We start from the raw sequence: 19,222 nt of genomic DNA on the forward strand, positions 1-19,222 counted from the left end.
TGGCGACCTCCTTCAGTCCTCACAATTCCCCATCCAGAAAACCTTGAAAATGCACCTTAAACTTAAAATTTCTCGTTTTCAACCGATATTTCTCTAAAACATCCGGCCCGCAACTTGCAGAACCCAGTCCGTGCTGTTGATGATTCATGTTGACGGTAATCATGTTGTCTTCTGTTAGCTCATATAGGTGCTGTGCTTGTTCGATTTTTTCTCTGGAATACATTTGTGCGCTGAATTCCACTTCAGGATCCCCGATCACTTTTATCCCATGTCCTCGAACGTCAACGAGGGTGAACCAGCGGGTTTTGTGCCGGTTCCCGTTTTCCTGCGGAAAAACATAGGGAGTAAACATATTCCTGACAGAGTTGATCCATACACCATATGTGGGGGCTAATTGACTGTCGATATAAGATTCTCCCGGCCCTAAACCGTACCATTGAACGTTCTCAAATCTTCGTGGAACCCCCATCCTTAATCCAATTTTAGGCAAAGTTTCAGGTATATCTCCTTCGAAAGATCCTTCAACATGTAAAGTTACATTTCCATCTACAAAGATTTCATATTTATACTTTACATGAATCCCCCAAGCAAGTACCGGTGGTGCGATACGTGCCACCACTTCAATTTCTGCTTTCCTGCCCTCTTCTGAGAAATGATAATGAACAGAGCGAATGTTGTGCTGCATACCGTGCAAGCCGTACTTTTTCCACGTCTCTACGGAAGAGGGTGGGTTAAATCCAGGGATGAGATCGTTATCAATCGGTGCTCGCCAAAAATCAAGCTCGGGTCCGGAATCTATCATTTCCTGCCCTTTATAAAGCCATGAACTTAATTTTCCACTCGCTTTATCAAAAGCAAAGTGAAAATCTTCGCCGTAAAAAAGAATGTCGGCATCGGTTTCATTCACCGTTATGTTGTGTAACTCCCTGGGAATTTGAATATCATGCGTTTTGTTGTTTTCTTGGACAGCAAATTGCGACCAGGCTACCAGATGCCCTCTTTCTGCCCAATCTGTGTCCATAGCCAATGTAAAATCCAATGTCAACCAACAATCTTTTTCATGCTGCCCCGTCGTATCATAAGGTATTTCGATTTGTTTTACTTCACCAGGTTGAACTTCCGGTAAAGTTAACCTGCCTTGATCAATGATTCCTTCCTCTGAATGGAGATTCCAAGACAGCTGTAAATGGGCCAAATCAACGAACTCATAACGATTATTGATCTGAAATAATCTTTCTTCCAAGTCGATCGCCTCTATCACTACAGGTTCAATCACTTTTTTATATTCCAATAATGCAGGAGATGGCGAACGATCCGGCCTAAGCAAGCCATCGATAACGAAATTGGAGTCGTGCGGCTGTTCCCCAAAATCGCCACCGTAAGCAAAGAACGCTTCCCCTTCTTTCGTATAGGAACGTATCCCATGATCCAACCATTCCCAAACAAAGCCGCCTTGCAGCCTATCATGTCGATAAATCGTCTCCCAATATTCGTTGAAGCCGCCCGGTCCGTTCCCCATGGCATGGGCATATTCACACAAAATATGAGGCTTGGATAAATCGCCGCGCTGACCTAATTTCTCCAATACATCAAAGTCTGTGTACATCGTTGTAAATACGTCTGATGATTCCAGCTCATCTTCTGGATATTGATTACCACGATCCATGACCACCTGTGTTTCTCCCTCGTAATGAACGATTCTCGAATCGTCACGATCTTTCGCCCACGCAGTCATGGCCTTATGGTTACGTCCATAACCGGATTCATTACCCAAAGACCACATAATGATGGAAGGAAAGTTTTTATCCCTTTCCACCATGCGTTGAATTCGATCCAAATACGCCTTCTCCCACGCTGGATCATCGCTGATTTGGTGTTTATTTCCAATTAATTCAAAACCATGACACTCCAAATCAGATTCATCTATCACGTAAAGGCCATAAACGTCACACAAGTGATAAAAGTAGGGGTCGTTCGGGTAATGTGCCGTACGCACCGCGTTGATATTATGCTGCTTCATAAGTTTTACATCTTTTTCCATCGATGCCCTTGGAACACTTCTTCCTAAATCTGGATGATGATCATGGCGATTGACCCCTTTTAATTTGATGGGCTTTCCATTCACCAACATCAATCCCTGTTGTATCTCCACCGAACGAAAACCAACATTTGAAGGAATGACTTCAACAATTCTTCCTGATGCATCTTTTAATGTAATCGTCAGTTTATAAAGGCTGGGAGATTCCGCGGACCATTTCTTGGGCGATGACACAGATAACTCAAAATGATTTTTTCCCGAAATATCCACTTTTTCTTCCTTGATACCGGATTGCATAGATGTATCGAATAACTCCACTTCCAAGGAATAACCTTTTAATCCAGAGGGATTTTCCAGGTTCACATCCAATTGTAATGTGGCGTCTTGATAATGGTCATCAAACTCGGGCTTGGCGAAAAAATCAGTAATGTGAACATTCGGTTTCGTCACCAGATAAACATCCCTGAAAATGCCACTGAGCCACCACATATCCTGGTCTTCAATATAACTTCCATCGCACCATTGATAAACACGAACCGCCAAAGTGTTTTTACCGTTTTGAACATAAGGCGTGATATCAAATGCAGACGGTATTCTTGAACCTTGGCTGTAGCCTACTTCCTCGCCATTTATCCAAAGATGGAAAGCACTATCCACCCCTTCAAAATGAAGGATGGTCGTTTCGTCTTCGCGCTGATCGATATAAAACTCCCTTCGATAACAACCCGTAGGATTATTGCTGGGAACATGAGGCGGATCAATAGGAAAAGGATACTGCACATTCGTATAATGAGGGCTGCCGTAACCCTCAAGTTGCCAGTTGGAAGGTACATTGATCGTGTCCCAGCCGCTCGTATCGTACGTTTGTTTATAAAATTCACGCGGAGACAACATTGGCGACTCCGAATATTTGAATTTCCACTTGCCGTTTAGAGATTTATATCCTTTTGATGATGACCGTTGATTTTTCAGTGCTTGCTGCTGATCTTCATAACGAAAGAAATGAGATTTAGCGGGTAATCGATTTCTTTGGATCGTTGACAATGTTTCCAAGTCTTGTAATAGATGCATGTTTTCATCTCCATTTGGTATATCGTTATTATCCTTAATTGTATGGCCCTTACCTTTTAGGTTTAACGGAATCTCCTCCAAATCACTTAACGTCATGAGAATCCATGTTCACAGAAGTAGAATTCATTTCTCTCGAGTAGCGCACTGATCAAAAGTGTAGATTACATAGCAATGGCATCTTGTAAATTCAAATTTTCTTTGTATTCTTTGATGCCTCCACCATGTACAAAGTTGTTAAGTAGGCTTATGTAAGTACCATTATCTTTTGGGCCACGGGCGAATTCTACATGCTTGGTTTCTAATCCGACCAATATCATTACACATTCGCTCATTTCCGATTTGGCAACACTCATTTTGTAATGATGTTTAATATCCTTGCATCCTTATAGGATAGGCATTTTTTTATAACAGACATTTCAACTATAAATAGTGGGAGTGGGTAACCCAACTCCCTTCGTTCACCTTATTTGTATTCCGGCAGCCAATCGCCATGTGCTTCAAACAAATCATCACAGAGAGAACGAATGTCATCCATCGATAATTCTGCAGACGTATGCGGATCAAGCATGGCCGCCTGATATACAGGCTCTTTCTTTCGTGTACGATTCGCTTCCATCGTCAAAAGCTGCGTATTTATATTCGTTCGATTCAGTGCTGCCAACTGTTCTGGTAAACGACCGACATAAGTTGGAGAAACTCCATTCCGATCTACCAAGCAAGGAACTTCGACTACTGCTTCTCGCGGCAAGTTCTCAATCAAGCCACCTGAATTCGGCACATTACCGCCAATTTTAACTGACTGATCGGTTTCCATTGCTTTAATAATTCGAGAGGCATATTCATCTGAACGCTCGTGTGTAACTGATTCATCGTTGATCAGTTGGTCTCTTCGCTTTTCCCAATCGGCAATTTGGGCTTCACAGCGGCGCGGATATTCATCCAAAGGAATATTGAAGCGATCAATCAATTCCGGATAAGCTGATTTAATAAAATAAGGATGATACTCTGCATTATGTTCCGATGATTCCGTAACATAGTAACCGAACTTGTCCATCAATTCAAAACGTACCATGTCATCATGTTTGCTTTGCTGTTTTTCTCGAGCACGCCTTTTGATCTCCGGGTATAAATCTTCGCCATAGCGGCTCACTTCCAATAGCCAGGCCATATGATTAATCCCGGCAATCTTTGATTTGACGCCTTCTTGGGACATATCCAAACGCTCAAAAAGTTCTGGTACACAAGCTTGCACGCTGTGGCAAAGCCCAACGATATCAATTTTGCTCTCACCCGCGACAATACCGGTTAATGCTGCCATCGGATTGGTATAATTCAAGAGCAAGGCATCCGGACATACCTCTTCCATCTCTTCGGCAAAACCAAGCATCACCGGGGCCGTGCGCAATGTCCGAAACAGGCCGCCAATCCCGATCGTATCCCCAATCGTCTGCCGCAACCCATATTTTTTTGGTATCTCAAAATCGATCACTGTCGATGGCCGGTATCCCCCGACCTGTATGGCATTGATCACATAAGATGAACCACGCAGGGCTTCCTTACGATCCAAATACTTTTCAATCGCCACATCTGCATTCAATTGCTTTTTTAAGTGTTGAAGGAGCTGAAAAGATTCGTCCAGCCGTTTCTCATCAATATCATACAACGCAAATTCCATACCCTGTAACGCCGGTGAAAGCATGCAATCGCCCAATAGATTTTTCACAAATACGGTACTTCCTGCACCTATAAATGTTAATTTTGACATTAATATTCACCTCTTAATGAAATTTATGATTTGCTAGTTTTGATAAACAACATTATTCCTTCATCCCTGTATTGGCAAACCCTTGCACAAAATGACGTTGGAAGATGAAAAAGACAATGAGGATAGGGATAATAGATATTAAGGTCATGCTCATCATCAAAGTCCAATCAACGAAATATTCCCCTTCTGCCATAACCATACCAACAGGCAAAGTATACATACTGCTATCTGTAGAGACTACAAGCGGGTAAATGAGATCGTTCCATCTGAACATGAAGGTAAATATGATCAATATGGCAATCAAAGGTTGGACATTGGGCAGAATGATCTTGAGAAAAATCTTAAATTCCCCAGCCCCGTCAACTCTAGCAGCTCGAATCATTTCGTCCGGGATAGAAAGCATATATTGTCTGGCTAAAAACAAACCGAATGCTTCCGCGGCAGTAGGAATAATCAATCCAGCATACGTGTTAATCCAACCTAATTCATTTAATATGAAGAAATTAGGAAGAACAATGATGTGTGCCGGAACCATTAAAGTAGCAAGTACAAGTACAAACAAAATGTTTCGACCCCTAAACTTATACTTGGCAAAAGCATACCCAGCAAGCAAATTGATAAAAACTGTGAGAATCACCGCAAAGAAAGCAACGATGATACTGTTCACCAAATAATCCATATAGGGAACGACTTGGAATAATTCTTGGAAATTCTCCCATGTAAACGTTCGCGGAATAAAATTCGTATCTCCTGACATTGCTTCTCCACTCGTTTTAAATGCTGTTGAAAGCATCCATAGAAAAGGGATCAAGAAAATAAACGCGATAATGCAGAGGAAGAAAAATGAAATTTTATTCGTTTCTTTCCATTCTTTCTTCATTGATTGAAATTTTCGGTTGAAGGTTGAAGAGATTGATTTATTTTCGTTTGTAGGTGCTTTTGAATTCATTACTCTTTCTCCCTCCCCAACCACAGACTAATGCCGCTAATAGCCAGTACTAGAATAAATTGAACAACCCCTAATGCTGCACCATAGCCCATAGCTCCTTCTTCAAATGAGGCTCTGAATATATAGTTGATCAAAATCATTGTAGAATTTCCCGGTCCACCGCTCGTCATGGTATAGACTAAATCAAAAGCCATAATGGTATTGATTACTAAAATGATCACAACAAAAACGGTTGTTGGTTTCAAAAGGGGCAATGTAACATTCCAAAATTGCTGCCACTTATTTGCGCCATCTATTTGCGCAGATTCATAGAGATTTTCTGGGACGTTTTGAACCCCTGCTAAATAAATGACTAAACTATACCCTGCTTGTACCCATATCATTGCTATGATTACAGCTGGCATCGCTAAAGTTGTCGATCCCAGCCAATCGGGATTCACTCCTATATAACCCAGCCATTCATTAATCAGACCAAAATCCGGATTAAACATCCACACCCATATAAGAGCTGTTGCTACCATTGAAACAACGACAGGCATGAAGAAAATGGCCCTGAAAAATGCTCGAAATGGTGTTTTCATTCTGAGGAGCAATGCTCCCCCGATCCCTAAAGCTGCACTGATGGGTACAACACCTATTGTGAAATATAAAGTATTTCCTAAAGCTGTCCAAAACAGGGAGTCAAAAAACAATTCAGTGTAGTTGCTCAAGCCAATAAAGGATGGATCCCCAATAATATTCCATTCATGGAAGCTGATAAAGAAAATAAAGATAATGGGAGCAATCATAAATGTAAAGAATAGAATAATATTCGGTGTCAGAAATACATAAGGAGTTATTCTTAGTTTATTTTTTTGAAACCAACTGTACACAGCCGTCATTGTTCAAACTCCTTTTACGTTTGTTTTACTTTAATCACTTTAATCTTTGATAATAGAATCAATTTCTTCTTCAAGAGAATTTGCCACATCTTCCGGGGTTTCTTCATACACAAGCAAATTTTCCATTTGATCAGCAATGACCTGATTGATCTCGTTAAATTCAGGTATTGTCATTGTTTGCGCCATGTGCTCCGGAACCGTTTCAGCCTGTTCAAGAAATACTTCCATCGCTTCAATTGAATCAGGATCGTCAAAATCATAGTCAATTTCATCATCAACGTCTGTTCTACCAGGGATAAAGATGCCCTCTTCGGCAAACGCCATATTATTGTCAGCTTCCCCTAAAAACTCTAGAAATTTTTTGCCTTCTTCAGGTTGTGGTGCATTCTCGGGGATTGCCACTGCATTTCCTCCCATATCCGATGCTGACTGTTCTCCTTGAGGCATGAATGTCACCTCCCATTCGAATTCAGTACTTTCTTCGTATTCCGGGATCATCCAATTGCCATCGATAAGCATCCCGGCAGTCCCCGAAGTAAAGAGCAAGTTAGGGTCATCCCCACCGCGTGCACTATTTCCTACTGACATGTGATTTTGATACATTTCTTGAATCTGACGCAAGGTGTCAACTCCATCTTCGGTGTTTACCGTCGCTTCCGATAAGTCATTAGAAAAAATCGACACACTATTCTGGTAAAATAGGGGGAGAATACGGTAAGCACTTCCTTCATCCCAAGAATAGGCAAGTCCATAATTCGCAAGATCATGCTCTTGAAGTTGCTGGGAAACATCAAACAGTTCTTCCCAGGTCCAGGCTTCATCAATCTGATTCGGGGGTTCAATCCCTAATTCATCCATATACGTTTTGTTGTAAAATAAGGCAAGTGTATCGGTATGATGCGGCATTCCATATATGGCATCTCCTTGGCTAACCGCTTCCAATAAACTGGGATTAAATTGTTCTATATTATCTTCATAGATATCGCTTACATCAAGCAATGCATCTTCTCCCAAATATTCACCCAACTGCTGATATTGGATTCTTATCAGATCCGGCGCATCGTCAGCGGCAATTCGTATCTTCGCTTGCATGTGAATATCATCACCTGGCATAGGATGCGCATCAATTTTGATACCGGGATTTTCCTCTTCGAATTGCTGAAATTGTTCTTGAAATGCCCTTTCTTCACTATCAGAACTTGACCAGTACATAAAATCCAATACGACCTCGTCTTCTGATTCCTGATCAGCTCCTTCGCCATTTGGGCTGCATCCAATAAGGACTGCAGGAAGAAGAACGTTTAATATTTTTGCACTCCACATTTTTGACATTTGAGATCTCCTTTTTTGATTCTATTTCATCAAATGCCTGACCACGCTCACAATAAAATATTTTTTTAGTAATCATTTACTTATATTTTTACTGTTCTAGCCTATTGAGAAATCGTTTGCAATAGGCACCTGTTATTTAATTTGCTTTAACAAATGTTCTAAAATATATTAATGGAGCAGCGGAATCTTGTTTATGATCCCACTTTCCTTCAAAAAGATCCCCAAAAGCCCTCTTAGCAATACTAGTTTCGATTCTCTAGCTATTAAACTACAACCGCCCAATAAACTCCATCAATCCTTCCCGCCCGTCTTCGTTTTGTTTATAAACCCCCGCGTCTTCCAAGACTCGCATGAATTTCGCTCCCACTTCTTTTTCGATCTGTCTCCATAACTCTTCCTCATCATCGATCATGCCGTAGCGTTTTTTCAATTGCTCTGCCCAATCTTGGTGAATGGCCGTGACCGTGTCGGTTGCACCTTGTATATAACGCTGAATCTCTTCAAGCTCTTCGACCAAACGTTTCGGCAGGACGGCAAGGCCCATTACTTCGTTCAAGCCGATGTTTTCTTTCTTTATATGATGGACATCTTCGTGAGGGTGGAAAATGCCATCGGGATATTCCTCGTTCGTGCGGTTGTTGCGCAAAACGAGGTCTACTTCGTACTGTCCGTCTTTCCAACGGGCGATGGGGGTGATTGTGTTATGCGGCGTCTTCCCTGTGTATGGGATAATTCCGTGATCAGCATCTTCATGCCCCTTCCACTCACGATGTACGTGCTCGCAAGCATCCACAAGTGTGGCTTGATTCGATGATCGCAAACGCAAAACTGTCATGGGCCATTCGACAACTTGAGCGGTAATTTCCGGATAACCCGATAGCGTGAAGTCATATTGAGCCGCTGCTTTTTCCAAGGCAAACGTATAGCGGCCGCCTTGATAATGGTCGTGCGATAAAATCGATCCCCCTACGATCGGCAAATCTGCATTCGAGCCGATAAAATAGTGCGGGAAACGCTCAATAAATGAAAGCAATTGTTTGAAAGTATCGCGGTTGATGACCATGTCACGATGCTTTTCACTTAACAAAATGGCATGTTCGTTGTAGTAAATGTAGGGCGAATACTGTAAATACCACATTTCTTCCTGCATGGGCACACGGATTAAACGGTGATTGGATCTTGCCGGATGTCCAATTCGGCCCGCATAGCCCTCGTTTTCTTTACAAAGCACACACAATGGATAGTCAGCGGACACCGCTTTTTCTTTTTCGGCTTCGATGTCTTTCGGGTCTTTTTCCGGTTTGGATAAATTAATGGTAATATCCACGTCTCCATAATGATTTTCATGGGTAAAATGAACATTTTTGGCAATCCGGTCCATTTGGATATAATTCGATTTCTGACTCAGCCAGTAAAAATAATCCGTAGCGGAAATCGGATCCTTTGCATATTTTTGCTCAAATGTGAATTGCACATCGGAAGGGCGCGGGAGAAACACATTCATCACTTTCGCCTTCCATTTGTCTTTTTCATCCAGCAAATCCGCAATAAGCCCTTCATCGACTGCAATTTGGCTCAATTGTTCCAGCAAGGGTGCCAGCTCACGACCCTCATCAGGAGAAGAATAAGAAAAAGCATCAAGGCCATACAACGCCATCAATTGATTCCTTACATAAACGCGGTTACTTTCCTCAGCGAGCTCCGCTTCAATGGCCCAATCTACCAATTGCTCGATTCGTTTTGAGGTTTCTTCAATTCTCATTGGTACCATCCTCCTCATAACCTTGCGGAAATTTCCGATGCCACATCCAAGCGTCTGCAATCATTTTTTCTACATTTGTTCGCGATGGTTGCCAATCCAAAGTTCGTTTCACTTTTTCCGAAGAAGCGATTAATCTCGCCGGATCCCCGGATCGGCGTTCCCCGATTTTTTGAGGTATGGGATGGCCAGTCACTTTTCGTGCAGCTTCGATCATTTCTTTCACGGAAAAACCGTTGCTGCTGCCAAGATTGAAAATATCACTGGCGTTGCCCTTGCGTAGGTGCTCCAAGGCTAGCAGATGGGCATCGATAAGATCTTCCACATGAATATAATCGCGAATACACGTCCCGTCGGGCGTCGGATAATCGTCACCGAAAATCGTGATCGCCTCTCGTTTTCCCAAAGCGACTTCCAATATAATCGGGATCAAATGCGTTTCCGGCCGATGATCTTCACCGATCACGCCACTTTCAGCAGCACCGGCAACGTTGAAATATCTTAGAGAAACATAACGAAGGCCATGCGCCTCTTCGCACCATTTCATCATCCGTTCCATCGTTCTTTTTGTATCGCCGTAAGGGTTGGTCGGTTCTGTCTTCGCCGTTTCCACAATCGGCACTTCGTCGGGCTCGCCATAAACCGCTGCTGTCGAAGAAAAAACAATCGTGCGTACACCGTGATCAATCATGGCTTCCAACAGCACTTCGGTACCATGAACATTATTGTCAAAATAAGCAAGCGGTCGCTCGACCGATTCACCAACCAGCGACGAAGCGGCAAACATGAGCACTTCATCAATCGATTCTTGGGCAAACATTTGCTGAACGAAAGTCCGGTCGCGAAGATCGCCTTCATAAAAATGGACTTCGTCCGGCAGCGCCTCGCGGTGACCGGTCGTTAATTGATCCAACACGACCACTTCTTTTCCCTTCGCCAATAACTGCCGCACGGCATGAGAACCAATGTATCCCGCTCCACCGGCTACCAACACACTCATCGTGACACCTTCTCGAGGATTAATTCTTTCGCTCCATCGCCCACCTCTGCTTCATAAAAGGAAGCTTCATAGCCGATCACTTCACTGTAACGCGCAGCGACATTTTCTAAAAATAAGTTCACATGCGTTTTATCTACAAAAGCAATTGCGCAGCCACCGAATCCAGCGCCTGTCATACGTGCTCCGATCACGCCCGGCTGTTCCCAAGCCAAACTGATCAGAGTATCCAACTCCTTGCCAGTCACTTCATAATCATCACGCAATGATTGGTGTGACTCGTTAAGAAGCTCCCCGAACTGTTGCCAGTCACCAGTTTTCAACCTCTGCACAGCAATTTTTGTTCTTTCATTTTCTGCAATCACATGCTTGGCTCGTTTTGCCGTTACCTCGTTTTTCACGGTATGTTGCCATTTTTCCCATTGCTCCATACTGATTTCACCAAGGGCTTGAATCGGCAAATGCGCCTGCAAGTCCTGTAATGCTTCTTCGCATTCCCTGCGTCGATCATTATAAGCAGATCCAGCTAACGTCCGTGCTTTGTTAGAGTTCATAATGATCAGCGAGTAATCTTCAGTTGGAATCGGTGCATATTCATAATCAAGGGTTTGGCAGTCTAAAAGCATGGCATGCCCTTTTTTTCCGAAGCCGACCGCAAACTGGTCCATGATGCCGCTTTGTACACCGATGTACTCATTTTCGGCCTGCTGACAGAACTGAACCAACGTCCTTTTCGACAAGTTCCATCCTTCCCATTCATTTAACAACGTTGCCATCACCAACTCGATGGAAGCGGACGATGATAAGCCCGCACCATTTGGAATGTTTCCAACAAAATAAATATCGTAACCAGCTGTTGGTTCATAGCCATGCTTTTGCAAAATTGCCAGCACACTTTTAGGGTAATTCACCCAATCATGTTCCAATGAAAAACTTAGATCATCCAATGTAACCGTTATCAAATCCTCCAAATGAAAATTTTCGGAATAAAAACGACACTGGCGATCTTTTCTTTTGGTTGCGTAAGCATACGTCCCTTTCGAGATCGCTCCCGGAAATACAAAACCACCATTGTAGTCGGTATGTTCACCGATAATATTCACACGCCCCGGCGCAAAAAAACAGCGCTCCGCTTCTACGCCAAAACGTTCCTTAAATCTTTCACTTTGCTCTCTATGCATACTACCCCTCCCATTGCTCTTATAAGGAGTATACTATTCATTTAGTAAAACATCAATTTATTTTAGTAAAAATATTGAGGGAATTTCGACGGAATCATTGCGAATTTCCGTAGCGTAAGCTGCGAATAAGGCTCTTATGAAGGACTATAAAGGGTAAAGAGTATGTAGATTACTAAACTGAAATGGCGGCAAAATCGTTGGATGCTCCTTTACCCCAATTAAGAAAATAAGAGCACCCCTGGTACGCCAGAGGTGCTCTTATTTCACATCACTACAATTGGCCTGTTCGGTCGAGAAAAGTCATGACTTGAGCTCTTGTTGCCGGTTCATTCATACGTTCCCCATTCGTAACTCCGCTTGCAACCGCTTTTTTTACGGCAGATTTATGGGCATGGGGAATGGTGCTTCCAGGTTTCGCTGTTACAATAGCTGCTACTGCTGCGATGGCATCATCGACTGGAAGTTTTCCTTCTTCATATTGATCTGGGATGCTCTTCCCAATAAGGCCACGATTTGCCCCATCGTTGATGACTTCTTCAAACTTTTTCCTTAACACACGGCTCTGAACCTCCATATACCTTTTCCCCTCCTCCCCTTTGTAGGGAACTCCATAAAAATCACAAATCGCTTTCGCAAGGGCAACCGCACTTTGCCTCCGGAATGGATCTGATTTTAACCGTGCTAAATCCTGAGGGTTCGTCATAAACCCATGCTCCATCAAGACCGCTGGCATTCTCGTCTCTCTCAGCACATGAAAATTGGTCCAATGATTGGGCTTTGAACCTACATTTCCTCGATGATGAGTGCCCGTCTCTCTCGAAAGATAATGCGACCAGACATCAGCCAATCGCTTTCCAAGCTCGCTCGTATGCCAATAGAAAGCCCAGTGCCCTCTTACGGAAGAATTTGCATTCGCATCAGCATGAATGGAACAAAATAAATCAGCCCTTCTGTGATTGGCATCCTCCGTACGTTGCCTCAGCGGCCGTTCGGAAGCATTTGGCGTTTGCGTATACATGGTTTGAAAACCCGATGACTCCAGAAGCGGTTTGACGTAATGAGCGACAGCTGCATTAAAGCTATGCTCGGCCATCCCCGGCACGCCTTTATTTGGCGGGTACGTATCACTTCCGTGTCCAGGATCAATGGCAATAAGTTTAGTCACCTTCCTCCCCCCTTCTTTCATTATATATATCTACCCTTTGACTAAAAAAAGGGGGGCTAAAGCGCTCTTGCACCGAAAAAATTACCGAAGTGCTAAATGGTTCCGTCTCGAGCCGTAGGTCAACGACACTCCCATCGCTTACGATAACCGAGGCTTCTTCAATAGGTCCGATATATTAACCGGAGAGTTCTCGTTTATTTCTGCCTTATTTTCTCTCTAGTTACTACCCAAGCCAGCGTCACAGCTGTCATTCCTCCCGTTAATTTACCGATGACCATCGCGAACACATAATTCGCATCTACGCCAGCAACAAAGCCCAAGTGGCCTCCCAGTACAAAAGCGCCACTCACACAAAACGCAGCTACAATGGTTTTGCCCCGTTCATTCATATCAGAAAACATGGCAAAGGCCGGGATCGCGTGGGCAAGAGCGGCAAGCAAGCCAGCACTCGCTTCTGCATTCATACCGAGTCGATCTCCAACACGCTGCAAAGGTTGCTCTAACCCCCGGCTCAACATGTAAACGAGCGGAAATGCTCCTGCGAGTACGAGTACGATCTGCCCGATAATTGTCATCCCCTCTGAAAGTGGGGTGAGTCCTGAAATAGATGCAAACGGGAGCAAGGTTTCAATACTTAATAAAATAATGCCAATAACAGCCACCGCCGTAACTGCTCTTCCTAAAAACGTAAAAATCTTAACCGTAGCCTCTTGATAAAAAATTAAACCTGCCCCGATAACGACGGAAAAAACCATTGCAGGCATTAAATTCAGCAGCATCATATTCACTGGCAAACCAGCCACAAGCCCACCGATGAAGCAACCTAAAGGGGCACAGACAAGTCCCATTAAAATTCCCCTTGCAAAAAACGGCACGTCTTCTTTTTGCAATAAACCCATAGCGGCAGGCACGGTAAAAGAAAGCGCCGGACCATAAATGGTCCCTAGGAAAACCCAGGCAAAAGCAGCTGTTGCTTCATTATCCGCGAGTTCAACAGCCAGAGCATGACCGCCCATATCAATAGCCAGAAATGTATTGATTAGTGCAGCTGGATCAATACCTACGGTTTCATGAAGTGGAGTGCTCACCCATTCAATCCCGCTTGCTAACAAAGGAGCTATCGTAACAATCCCCACAATCACAAGGGCAAGCGGCCCCATCATTCGAAATGCTTCCAGAAATTTAGTGCCAATTCCTAATTGAGAACCAAATATGTAATCAACAGCACTCACTGTTAATGAAAGGATCATCACAAATAAAATGACCTGGTTAATATCCATTACTTATCATATCCTGTGTTCCTTTATAAACGATACATTGAAATCATCACATGGATATACGTTTGAGGCAAGCATTCTAGGTAAAAATACACGGTTTGTTGATACTGAATAAGCGGGAATATCCATGAATATGATAAGATTACAACTTTGACGAGGTGCATATGATGCTTTATTTATTAGCTGTTCTTTTACCCCCTGTTGCTCTATTAGTGGTTGGAAAACCCTTTCAAGCCATCCTTAATCTCGTTCTCCTTTTTTTATTCTGGATCCCAGCAGCCATTCATGCGCTCTTTGTCGTGCATGAAGTAAAAGCCGATCGACGGGCAGAGAAATATGGAAGATCATAAAGCTCAAAAAATCCGCGTTCTTTCATTAAAAGAAGGCGGATTTCTTTACACCCCGTTATTGGGGAAGATTCAATTGCCATAACACACCAAACTTTTTGCTAAAAGCGTAATCATCCAATGGCATAATGCGTTTCCTAAAGTCTTTCAATTTCTTCTTCCGAATCACATGTGAATCTATATGGAAAACGAAGGTGTAAAGGTAAATTCATGCTGAATAGGACTATAAATACACATGAATTTTTAATGAAAAGATCGCATGCATAACCCGTTTGCTCCATAGCGAACAATCCTGGTGATTTTTGAATCCTCAATGATAAATGTGTAATCATTCATGGCTTCTTCCGCTTTCCTTCTTGGAACATGAAAAATGGTATAACCTTTGAGGTTTGTAAAAAACTCTCTAATAAAGTTTTTGATCTTTATAATCACAACAAACCTCTATTACATCTCGTTTATCCTTCAATATCCCGTTTACTATATCCGATCAATCCTACAACCATTAGAATCACCGCAACCACGACCAATAACGTTACAGCCATAACATTCATGTCTTCAACCGGCAGCTGAGGGATATATCCATATGGGGATAGTTGTCCGGCCCATTCCGGAAATTGAAATAACTCGCCCAAATAAAGAACAATAAAGGCGTAAAATACATACAGCCATATGATGCTCACCAACTTTGGGAGTATACCGATCAGCAATACAGCAATGCCAACCATAACGAGCATGGCAGGATAATATACTAGAGCAGCTCCATATATCGTCCCAAAATCAAAAGCTTCCTCCATGACAGCCAATCCCGCAGCCCAAAGGCCAATAGCAGTAAGAGAAATCATCATAAATCCATTTAAGATTGAGATGATGAGATAACTGCCCATCAATTTTGTACGTGAAACAGCTCTCGCAAGCAAATGCTCAACGCGGTTCTTTTTCTCTTCACCATGAAGTTTAAGCATAGACATTAAAGGAGGCACCGTTACGAGTAATCCCATCACAATCATTAACGTAGGAATAAATTGCTCCGTTAATGTATATCCTTCCTCTGCCACTAGCATCTGCTCCATCATCTCATTACCTGCAAAAAACGATTCCAAATCGCCTAGGACCGAGCCATAAGACAGTCCCATGATGAGCATCCCCATCCCCCAGACAATGATGCCAGTGCGCTGCAATTTTACAATAAGACCTGCTGGATCCTGTAAGAAAGGAGAAGCACCTCTTCTTCCCGGTCTTGAAGGAAAAAAACCCGTTTCCAAATCACGAATGGCGTTAAGATAATTGGCCATAAAAAATAGAACAACCGATACACCAATGGTTAAAAAAATCGGCCCCCAATCATTATTCGAATAAACTTCTGTCTGAGTCACCCACCCCAAAGGTGAAAACCATGATAACGTTTCGTTCGTCACATCACCAACCGCACGTACAAGGTATGCGATCATCAGCACAGCTATGGAAAATCCTGTCGTTCCGCGTGAACTCTCTGAAAGTTGGGCGAATAGCGCCGTCACACCTGTAAAGAAAATACCGGTTGCGCCTAAACCAGCACCATAAAGTAAAGATCCCTCCAGATCCATACTTTCTACCCCTAATGAATATAACCCAAACCCTGTAACTAACGTCAAAAGCACATTCGTTACACACAAAACCAATAACGTCGCATTTAAATTAGATAGACGTCCGACCGGCAGAGAACGAATCATTTCGGCACGTCCATCTTCTTCATCTGCCCGTGTGTGACGAGTCACGAGCAAAATACTCATCAACCCAACGACAACTGCTGTTATTAACAACATTTGGTGCGCAGTCATGGCACCAAGCGTATAATTATCCAAATTCCCCGGACCTACCATTGCTATCATCGCGGGATTTTGCATGGTTTCAGCCATACCGTCCCTCTCTTGTTGAGAAGGATATAAATCAACAAAAGCGATGGGCACCATTAATGTAAAGAAAGAAATTCCGATGAACCATAATGGAATACGAAGGCGATCCCGTCTCATCATCAACCTGGACAGAGATCCGATATTTTTGAAAAGCGAATCAGACATCAGGATACACCCCCTGCATTTCCTTCATCTTTATTTTCATAATGACGCATAAATAAATCTTCCAACGTTGGCGGCATACTTTCCAGTTTCACAATCCCGAATTGACTGACATGTCTGATGACATGATCCAACTCTTCAGCATCGACTTGGAATGAAAGCGCCAGACCTTGCTCTTGGATATCGTGAATACCTTTGAATTCATTTAAAGATGTGATCGGCTCATTTGTCTCCACATGTATATTTGTTCTTGTTAAATGACGTAACTCGTTTAACGTACCTGTTTCAATCATTTTTCCTTGGCGAATAATGCCGACTCTATCACACAATTTTTCCACTTCCGATAGGATATGACTGGAGAGCAAAACGCTCTTCCCTTTATTTTTCACATCTATGACGCATTCTTGGAAAACCTGTTCCATGAGTGGATCGAGCCCGGATGTCGGTTCGTCCAATATATAAAGATCTGCTTCCATTGCGAATGCAGCAATCAACGCAACCTTTTGCCTGTTTCCTTTTGAGTACGTTCTGCATTTCTTGGTTGGATCAAAGTCAAATTTCTTAATCAACTCTTCCTTCCGGCTTGTATGGCTACGTCCTCGCAGCTTCAGAAAAAGATCAATCACTTCTCCGCCGGTTAAATTTGGCCATAGATTCACATCTCCAGGCACATACGCAATCCGCTTATGAACGTCAACAGCATCAGACCATGCATCTTTGCCGAATATCTTCACCTCACCTTCTGACGCCTTCAAAATACCGAGAAGCACACGAATGGTGGTTGACTTTCCAGCACCGTTCGGACCGATAAAACCATAAATTTCTCCTTCATTGATTTCTATGTTTACCCCTTCTAAAGCGGTAAACTTCCCAAACCTTTTTGTTAAATGGTTGACGTTTAATAAGCTCATTTCGCATCCCCCTGCCTTTTTACACCCTCATAGAAGACTTCTTCTACTCGAATGTCATATTCAAAATAATTTCTTTCCTATGGACTTCTCCATGCTTCATCGCAGATTCAGCATACGATATGATAGTGAAAGATTTGAATGATTTTATTATATATCGTTCATAATATACAATATATGCTTTTTTGGCAAGAAGATATGAACTTTTTTATTTGTTTTCGTACATTATTTTGATTACACTGATGAGGAGGTGAAAGTATAATGGATGGATTTGAACGTCGGAGAGAACAAAAGAAACAACAAATTTTAAAGTCTGCCTTAGACCTTTTTCTGGACTATGGTATACAAAAAGTGACGATGACAGAAATTGCCAAACAGGCGATGGTTTCACAGGTAACCATTTATAACTACTTTACAAGTAAACATAATTTAATCCATGAAGTCTTTATCTATTATGTTGAAAAGGCCGTTAAAGAGTTCGAGGAGATTGTGTACAGTGATGCCCCGTTCCCGGAAAAAATCAATCAAGTGATATTTAATAAAAAAGAAGTTTCGCAGCAAATCAACGAAGAATTCTATCAATTCATAATGAAGGAATATACCGCCGGGGCGGATTACATCCAAACGATTTATGAAGAAAAATCCATTCCTTACCTAAACCATTTATTAGACGAAGGAAGGGAACAAGGATATGTGGATCGAACGTTATCCAATGAAGCAATCTTCTTTTATATCGCCATGATGAAAGACTACATTCAACGAGAAGACGTATACAAAAAGATTCTACCGTTAACCGAAGATATTACGAAGCTGTTCTTTTACGGAATTGTCGGCGAGAGGTGAACCTTCTCGTTCACCAGCACCGAAAGACGAATGATCTCCCGCCTTTTCGTTCAGCACGTCCTGATTTAACCTCATGTTTATATTGGCCTCTTTACGACTTAACATACCTTTCATACTTTTTTTTATATCCTCCTTTTCAACTCCTTCATTCATCAGTAAGATGGCTGCAGATTCAATGAGAAAGGAAAAAACAACGATGGTTAAGCTGATGAAAACGATTGGTTTATTATTACTAAGATTCGTTCTTGGTTTTTTTATGCTGGCGTCAGGCATTGAAAAGTTATGGGACCTTAGCGACTATCATTCGGTCTTTGAACCCTCTCTATTGCCGAGCTCCTTTGTCCAACTGACTGCGATTGTCGAATCACTTGCCGGTTTAATGTTATTGTTTGGTATTTTGGTCCGTTCTTCCTCCCTTGCACTGATGTTGCCGCTATTTCTTTCGATGTTTTTAGTTCCTTATCAGCAGGCTTGGTTTCTCAGTGACTATATTCAAATTTCTCTATTATTCTTCATTGCCCTTATTTTAGCAGCAATGAAAGAACATCCCTTTACATGGCTCAACCTTAGAGACGAAGGAGCCGGTCAGTATTCCCATACGAACAGTTAAAGAGCACAAAGAGAGGGATCGAAATCCGTTCGATCCCTCTCTTTT

16 protein-coding genes and 1 pseudogene are annotated in these 19,222 nt (G+C 42.5%); 3 read left to right on the forward strand and 14 right to left on the reverse strand.

Annotated features, from left to right (window positions below; genetic code table 11):
• Positions 1–19: 19 nt before the first annotated feature.
• The 11 genes from lacZ to eutH all read right to left on the reverse strand — a co-directional run bounded on the left by lacZ (position 20) and on the right by eutH (position 14,418).
• Entirely contained in the window at positions 20–3,109 is a 3,090-nt protein-coding gene (gene lacZ / locus HNR44_RS14240; RefSeq protein WP_184404986.1) for a beta-galactosidase, LacZ type, read from the reverse strand.
• Between the two features lie 161 nt (positions 3,110–3,270).
• Positions 3,271–3,426, reverse strand: coding sequence for a hypothetical protein (locus tag HNR44_RS14245; RefSeq protein ID WP_184404987.1), 156 nt, complete (start codon positions 3,424–3,426; stop codon positions 3,271–3,273).
• Positions 3,427–3,572: 146 nt separating this feature from the next.
• Entirely contained in the window at positions 3,573–4,874 is a 1,302-nt protein-coding gene (melA, locus tag HNR44_RS14250; protein WP_184404988.1) for an alpha-glucosidase/alpha-galactosidase, read from the reverse strand.
• Between the two features lie 52 nt (positions 4,875–4,926).
• Positions 4,927–5,823: a carbohydrate ABC transporter permease gene (locus tag HNR44_RS14255; RefSeq protein ID WP_221434316.1), complete on the reverse strand. Its 897-nt coding sequence runs from the start codon at positions 5,821–5,823 to the stop codon at positions 4,927–4,929.
• Positions 5,823–6,704, reverse strand: a complete 882-nt coding sequence (locus HNR44_RS14260) for a carbohydrate ABC transporter permease (RefSeq protein WP_184404989.1) — start codon at positions 6,702–6,704, stop codon at positions 5,823–5,825. The genes HNR44_RS14255 and HNR44_RS14260 overlap by 1 nt, the downstream gene beginning before the upstream one ends.
• Positions 6,705–6,743: 39 nt before the next feature.
• Complete coding sequence (locus HNR44_RS14265; RefSeq protein WP_184404990.1) at positions 6,744–8,036, reverse strand: ABC transporter substrate-binding protein; 1,293 nt, start codon at positions 8,034–8,036, stop codon at positions 6,744–6,746.
• Positions 8,037–8,304: 268 nt separating this feature from the next.
• Positions 8,305–9,798: a UDP-glucose--hexose-1-phosphate uridylyltransferase gene (locus HNR44_RS14270; protein ID WP_184404991.1), complete on the reverse strand. Its 1,494-nt coding sequence runs from the start codon at positions 9,796–9,798 to the stop codon at positions 8,305–8,307.
• Entirely contained in the window at positions 9,788–10,795 is a 1,008-nt protein-coding gene (gene galE / locus HNR44_RS14275) for a UDP-glucose 4-epimerase GalE (RefSeq protein ID WP_184404992.1), read from the reverse strand. The genes HNR44_RS14270 and galE overlap by 11 nt, the downstream gene beginning before the upstream one ends.
• On the reverse strand, positions 10,792–11,973 hold the full coding sequence (locus HNR44_RS14280; protein ID WP_184404993.1) for a galactokinase: 1,182 nt from the start codon (positions 11,971–11,973) through the stop codon (positions 10,792–10,794). The genes galE and HNR44_RS14280 overlap by 4 nt, the downstream gene beginning before the upstream one ends.
• A gap of 271 nt (positions 11,974–12,244) precedes the next feature.
• Positions 12,245–13,138, reverse strand: coding sequence for an N-acetylmuramoyl-L-alanine amidase (locus HNR44_RS14285; protein ID WP_184404994.1), 894 nt, complete (start codon positions 13,136–13,138; stop codon positions 12,245–12,247).
• A 194-nt stretch (positions 13,139–13,332) separates the two neighbouring features.
• On the reverse strand, positions 13,333–14,418 hold the full coding sequence (eutH, locus tag HNR44_RS14290; RefSeq protein ID WP_184404995.1) for an ethanolamine utilization protein EutH: 1,086 nt from the start codon (positions 14,416–14,418) through the stop codon (positions 13,333–13,335).
• Between the two features lie 164 nt (positions 14,419–14,582).
• Between eutH and HNR44_RS14295 the strand changes: the two genes are divergently transcribed.
• Positions 14,583–14,765, forward strand: a complete 183-nt coding sequence (locus tag HNR44_RS14295) for a YqaE/Pmp3 family membrane protein (protein ID WP_184405095.1) — start codon at positions 14,583–14,585, stop codon at positions 14,763–14,765.
• 55 nt (positions 14,766–14,820) lie between these two features.
• On the opposite strand, the pseudogene HNR44_RS17700 reads toward HNR44_RS14295, so the two are convergent.
• The 3 genes and pseudogenes from HNR44_RS17700 to HNR44_RS14305 form a co-directional block, all read right to left on the reverse strand.
• Positions 14,821–15,127: pseudogene (locus HNR44_RS17700) on the reverse strand (VOC family protein).
• Positions 15,128–15,217: 90 nt separating this feature from the next.
• A complete protein-coding gene (locus HNR44_RS14300; protein ID WP_184404996.1) occupies positions 15,218–16,819 on the reverse strand; it encodes an ABC transporter permease in 1,602 nt (533 codons plus the stop codon).
• On the reverse strand, positions 16,819–17,727 hold the full coding sequence (locus HNR44_RS14305; protein ID WP_184404997.1) for an ABC transporter ATP-binding protein: 909 nt from the start codon (positions 17,725–17,727) through the stop codon (positions 16,819–16,821). The genes HNR44_RS14300 and HNR44_RS14305 overlap by 1 nt, the downstream gene beginning before the upstream one ends.
• Before the next feature lie 258 nt (positions 17,728–17,985).
• On the opposite strand from HNR44_RS14305, the gene HNR44_RS14310 reads away from it, so the two are divergent.
• Entirely contained in the window at positions 17,986–18,567 is a 582-nt protein-coding gene (locus tag HNR44_RS14310; protein WP_184404998.1) for a TetR/AcrR family transcriptional regulator, read from the forward strand.
• 196 nt (positions 18,568–18,763) lie between these two features.
• Complete coding sequence (locus HNR44_RS14315; RefSeq protein WP_184404999.1) at positions 18,764–19,177, forward strand: DoxX family protein; 414 nt, start codon at positions 18,764–18,766, stop codon at positions 19,175–19,177.
• Positions 19,178–19,222 lie beyond the last annotated feature (45 nt).

The organism is Geomicrobium halophilum (assembly GCF_014207655.1).
GTDB classification, from domain to species: Bacteria; Bacillota; Bacilli; order Bacillales; family Marinococcaceae; genus Geomicrobium; species Geomicrobium halophilum.

Bases quoted from the DNA above. Each gene is read 5' to 3' on its own strand.
- melA (WP_184404988.1), bottom strand. From the start codon at position 4,874: ATGTCAAAATTAACATTTATAGGTGCAGGAAGTACCGTATTTGTGAAA.
- HNR44_RS14270 (WP_184404991.1), bottom strand. From the start codon at position 9,798: ATGAGAATTGAAGAAACCTCAAAACGAATCGAGCAATTGGTAGATTGG.
- galE (WP_184404992.1), bottom strand. From the start codon at position 10,795: ATGAGTGTGTTGGTAGCCGGTGGAGCGGGATACATTGGTTCTCATGCC.
- HNR44_RS14310 (WP_184404998.1), top strand. From the start codon at position 17,986: ATGGATGGATTTGAACGTCGGAGAGAACAAAAGAAACAACAAATTTTA.
- HNR44_RS14280 (WP_184404993.1), bottom strand. From the start codon at position 11,973: ATGCATAGAGAGCAAAGTGAAAGATTTAAGGAACGTTTTGGCGTAGAA.
- HNR44_RS14315 (WP_184404999.1), top strand. From the start codon at position 18,764: ATGGTTAAGCTGATGAAAACGATTGGTTTATTATTACTAAGATTCGTT.
- HNR44_RS14265 (WP_184404990.1), bottom strand. From the start codon at position 8,036: ATGTCAAAAATGTGGAGTGCAAAAATATTAAACGTTCTTCTTCCTGCA.
- HNR44_RS14300 (WP_184404996.1), bottom strand. From the start codon at position 16,819: ATGTCTGATTCGCTTTTCAAAAATATCGGATCTCTGTCCAGGTTGATG.
- HNR44_RS14260 (WP_184404989.1), bottom strand. From the start codon at position 6,704: ATGACGGCTGTGTACAGTTGGTTTCAAAAAAATAAACTAAGAATAACT.
- HNR44_RS14305 (WP_184404997.1), bottom strand. From the start codon at position 17,727: ATGAGCTTATTAAACGTCAACCATTTAACAAAAAGGTTTGGGAAGTTT.
- HNR44_RS14255 (WP_221434316.1), bottom strand. From the start codon at position 5,823: ATGAATTCAAAAGCACCTACAAACGAAAATAAATCAATCTCTTCAACC.
- HNR44_RS14245 (WP_184404987.1), bottom strand. From the start codon at position 3,426: ATGATATTGGTCGGATTAGAAACCAAGCATGTAGAATTCGCCCGTGGC.
- eutH (WP_184404995.1), bottom strand. From the start codon at position 14,418: ATGGATATTAACCAGGTCATTTTATTTGTGATGATCCTTTCATTAACA.
- HNR44_RS14295 (WP_184405095.1), top strand. From the start codon at position 14,583: ATGCTTTATTTATTAGCTGTTCTTTTACCCCCTGTTGCTCTATTAGTG.
- lacZ (WP_184404986.1), bottom strand. From the start codon at position 3,109: ATGCATCTATTACAAGACTTGGAAACATTGTCAACGATCCAAAGAAAT.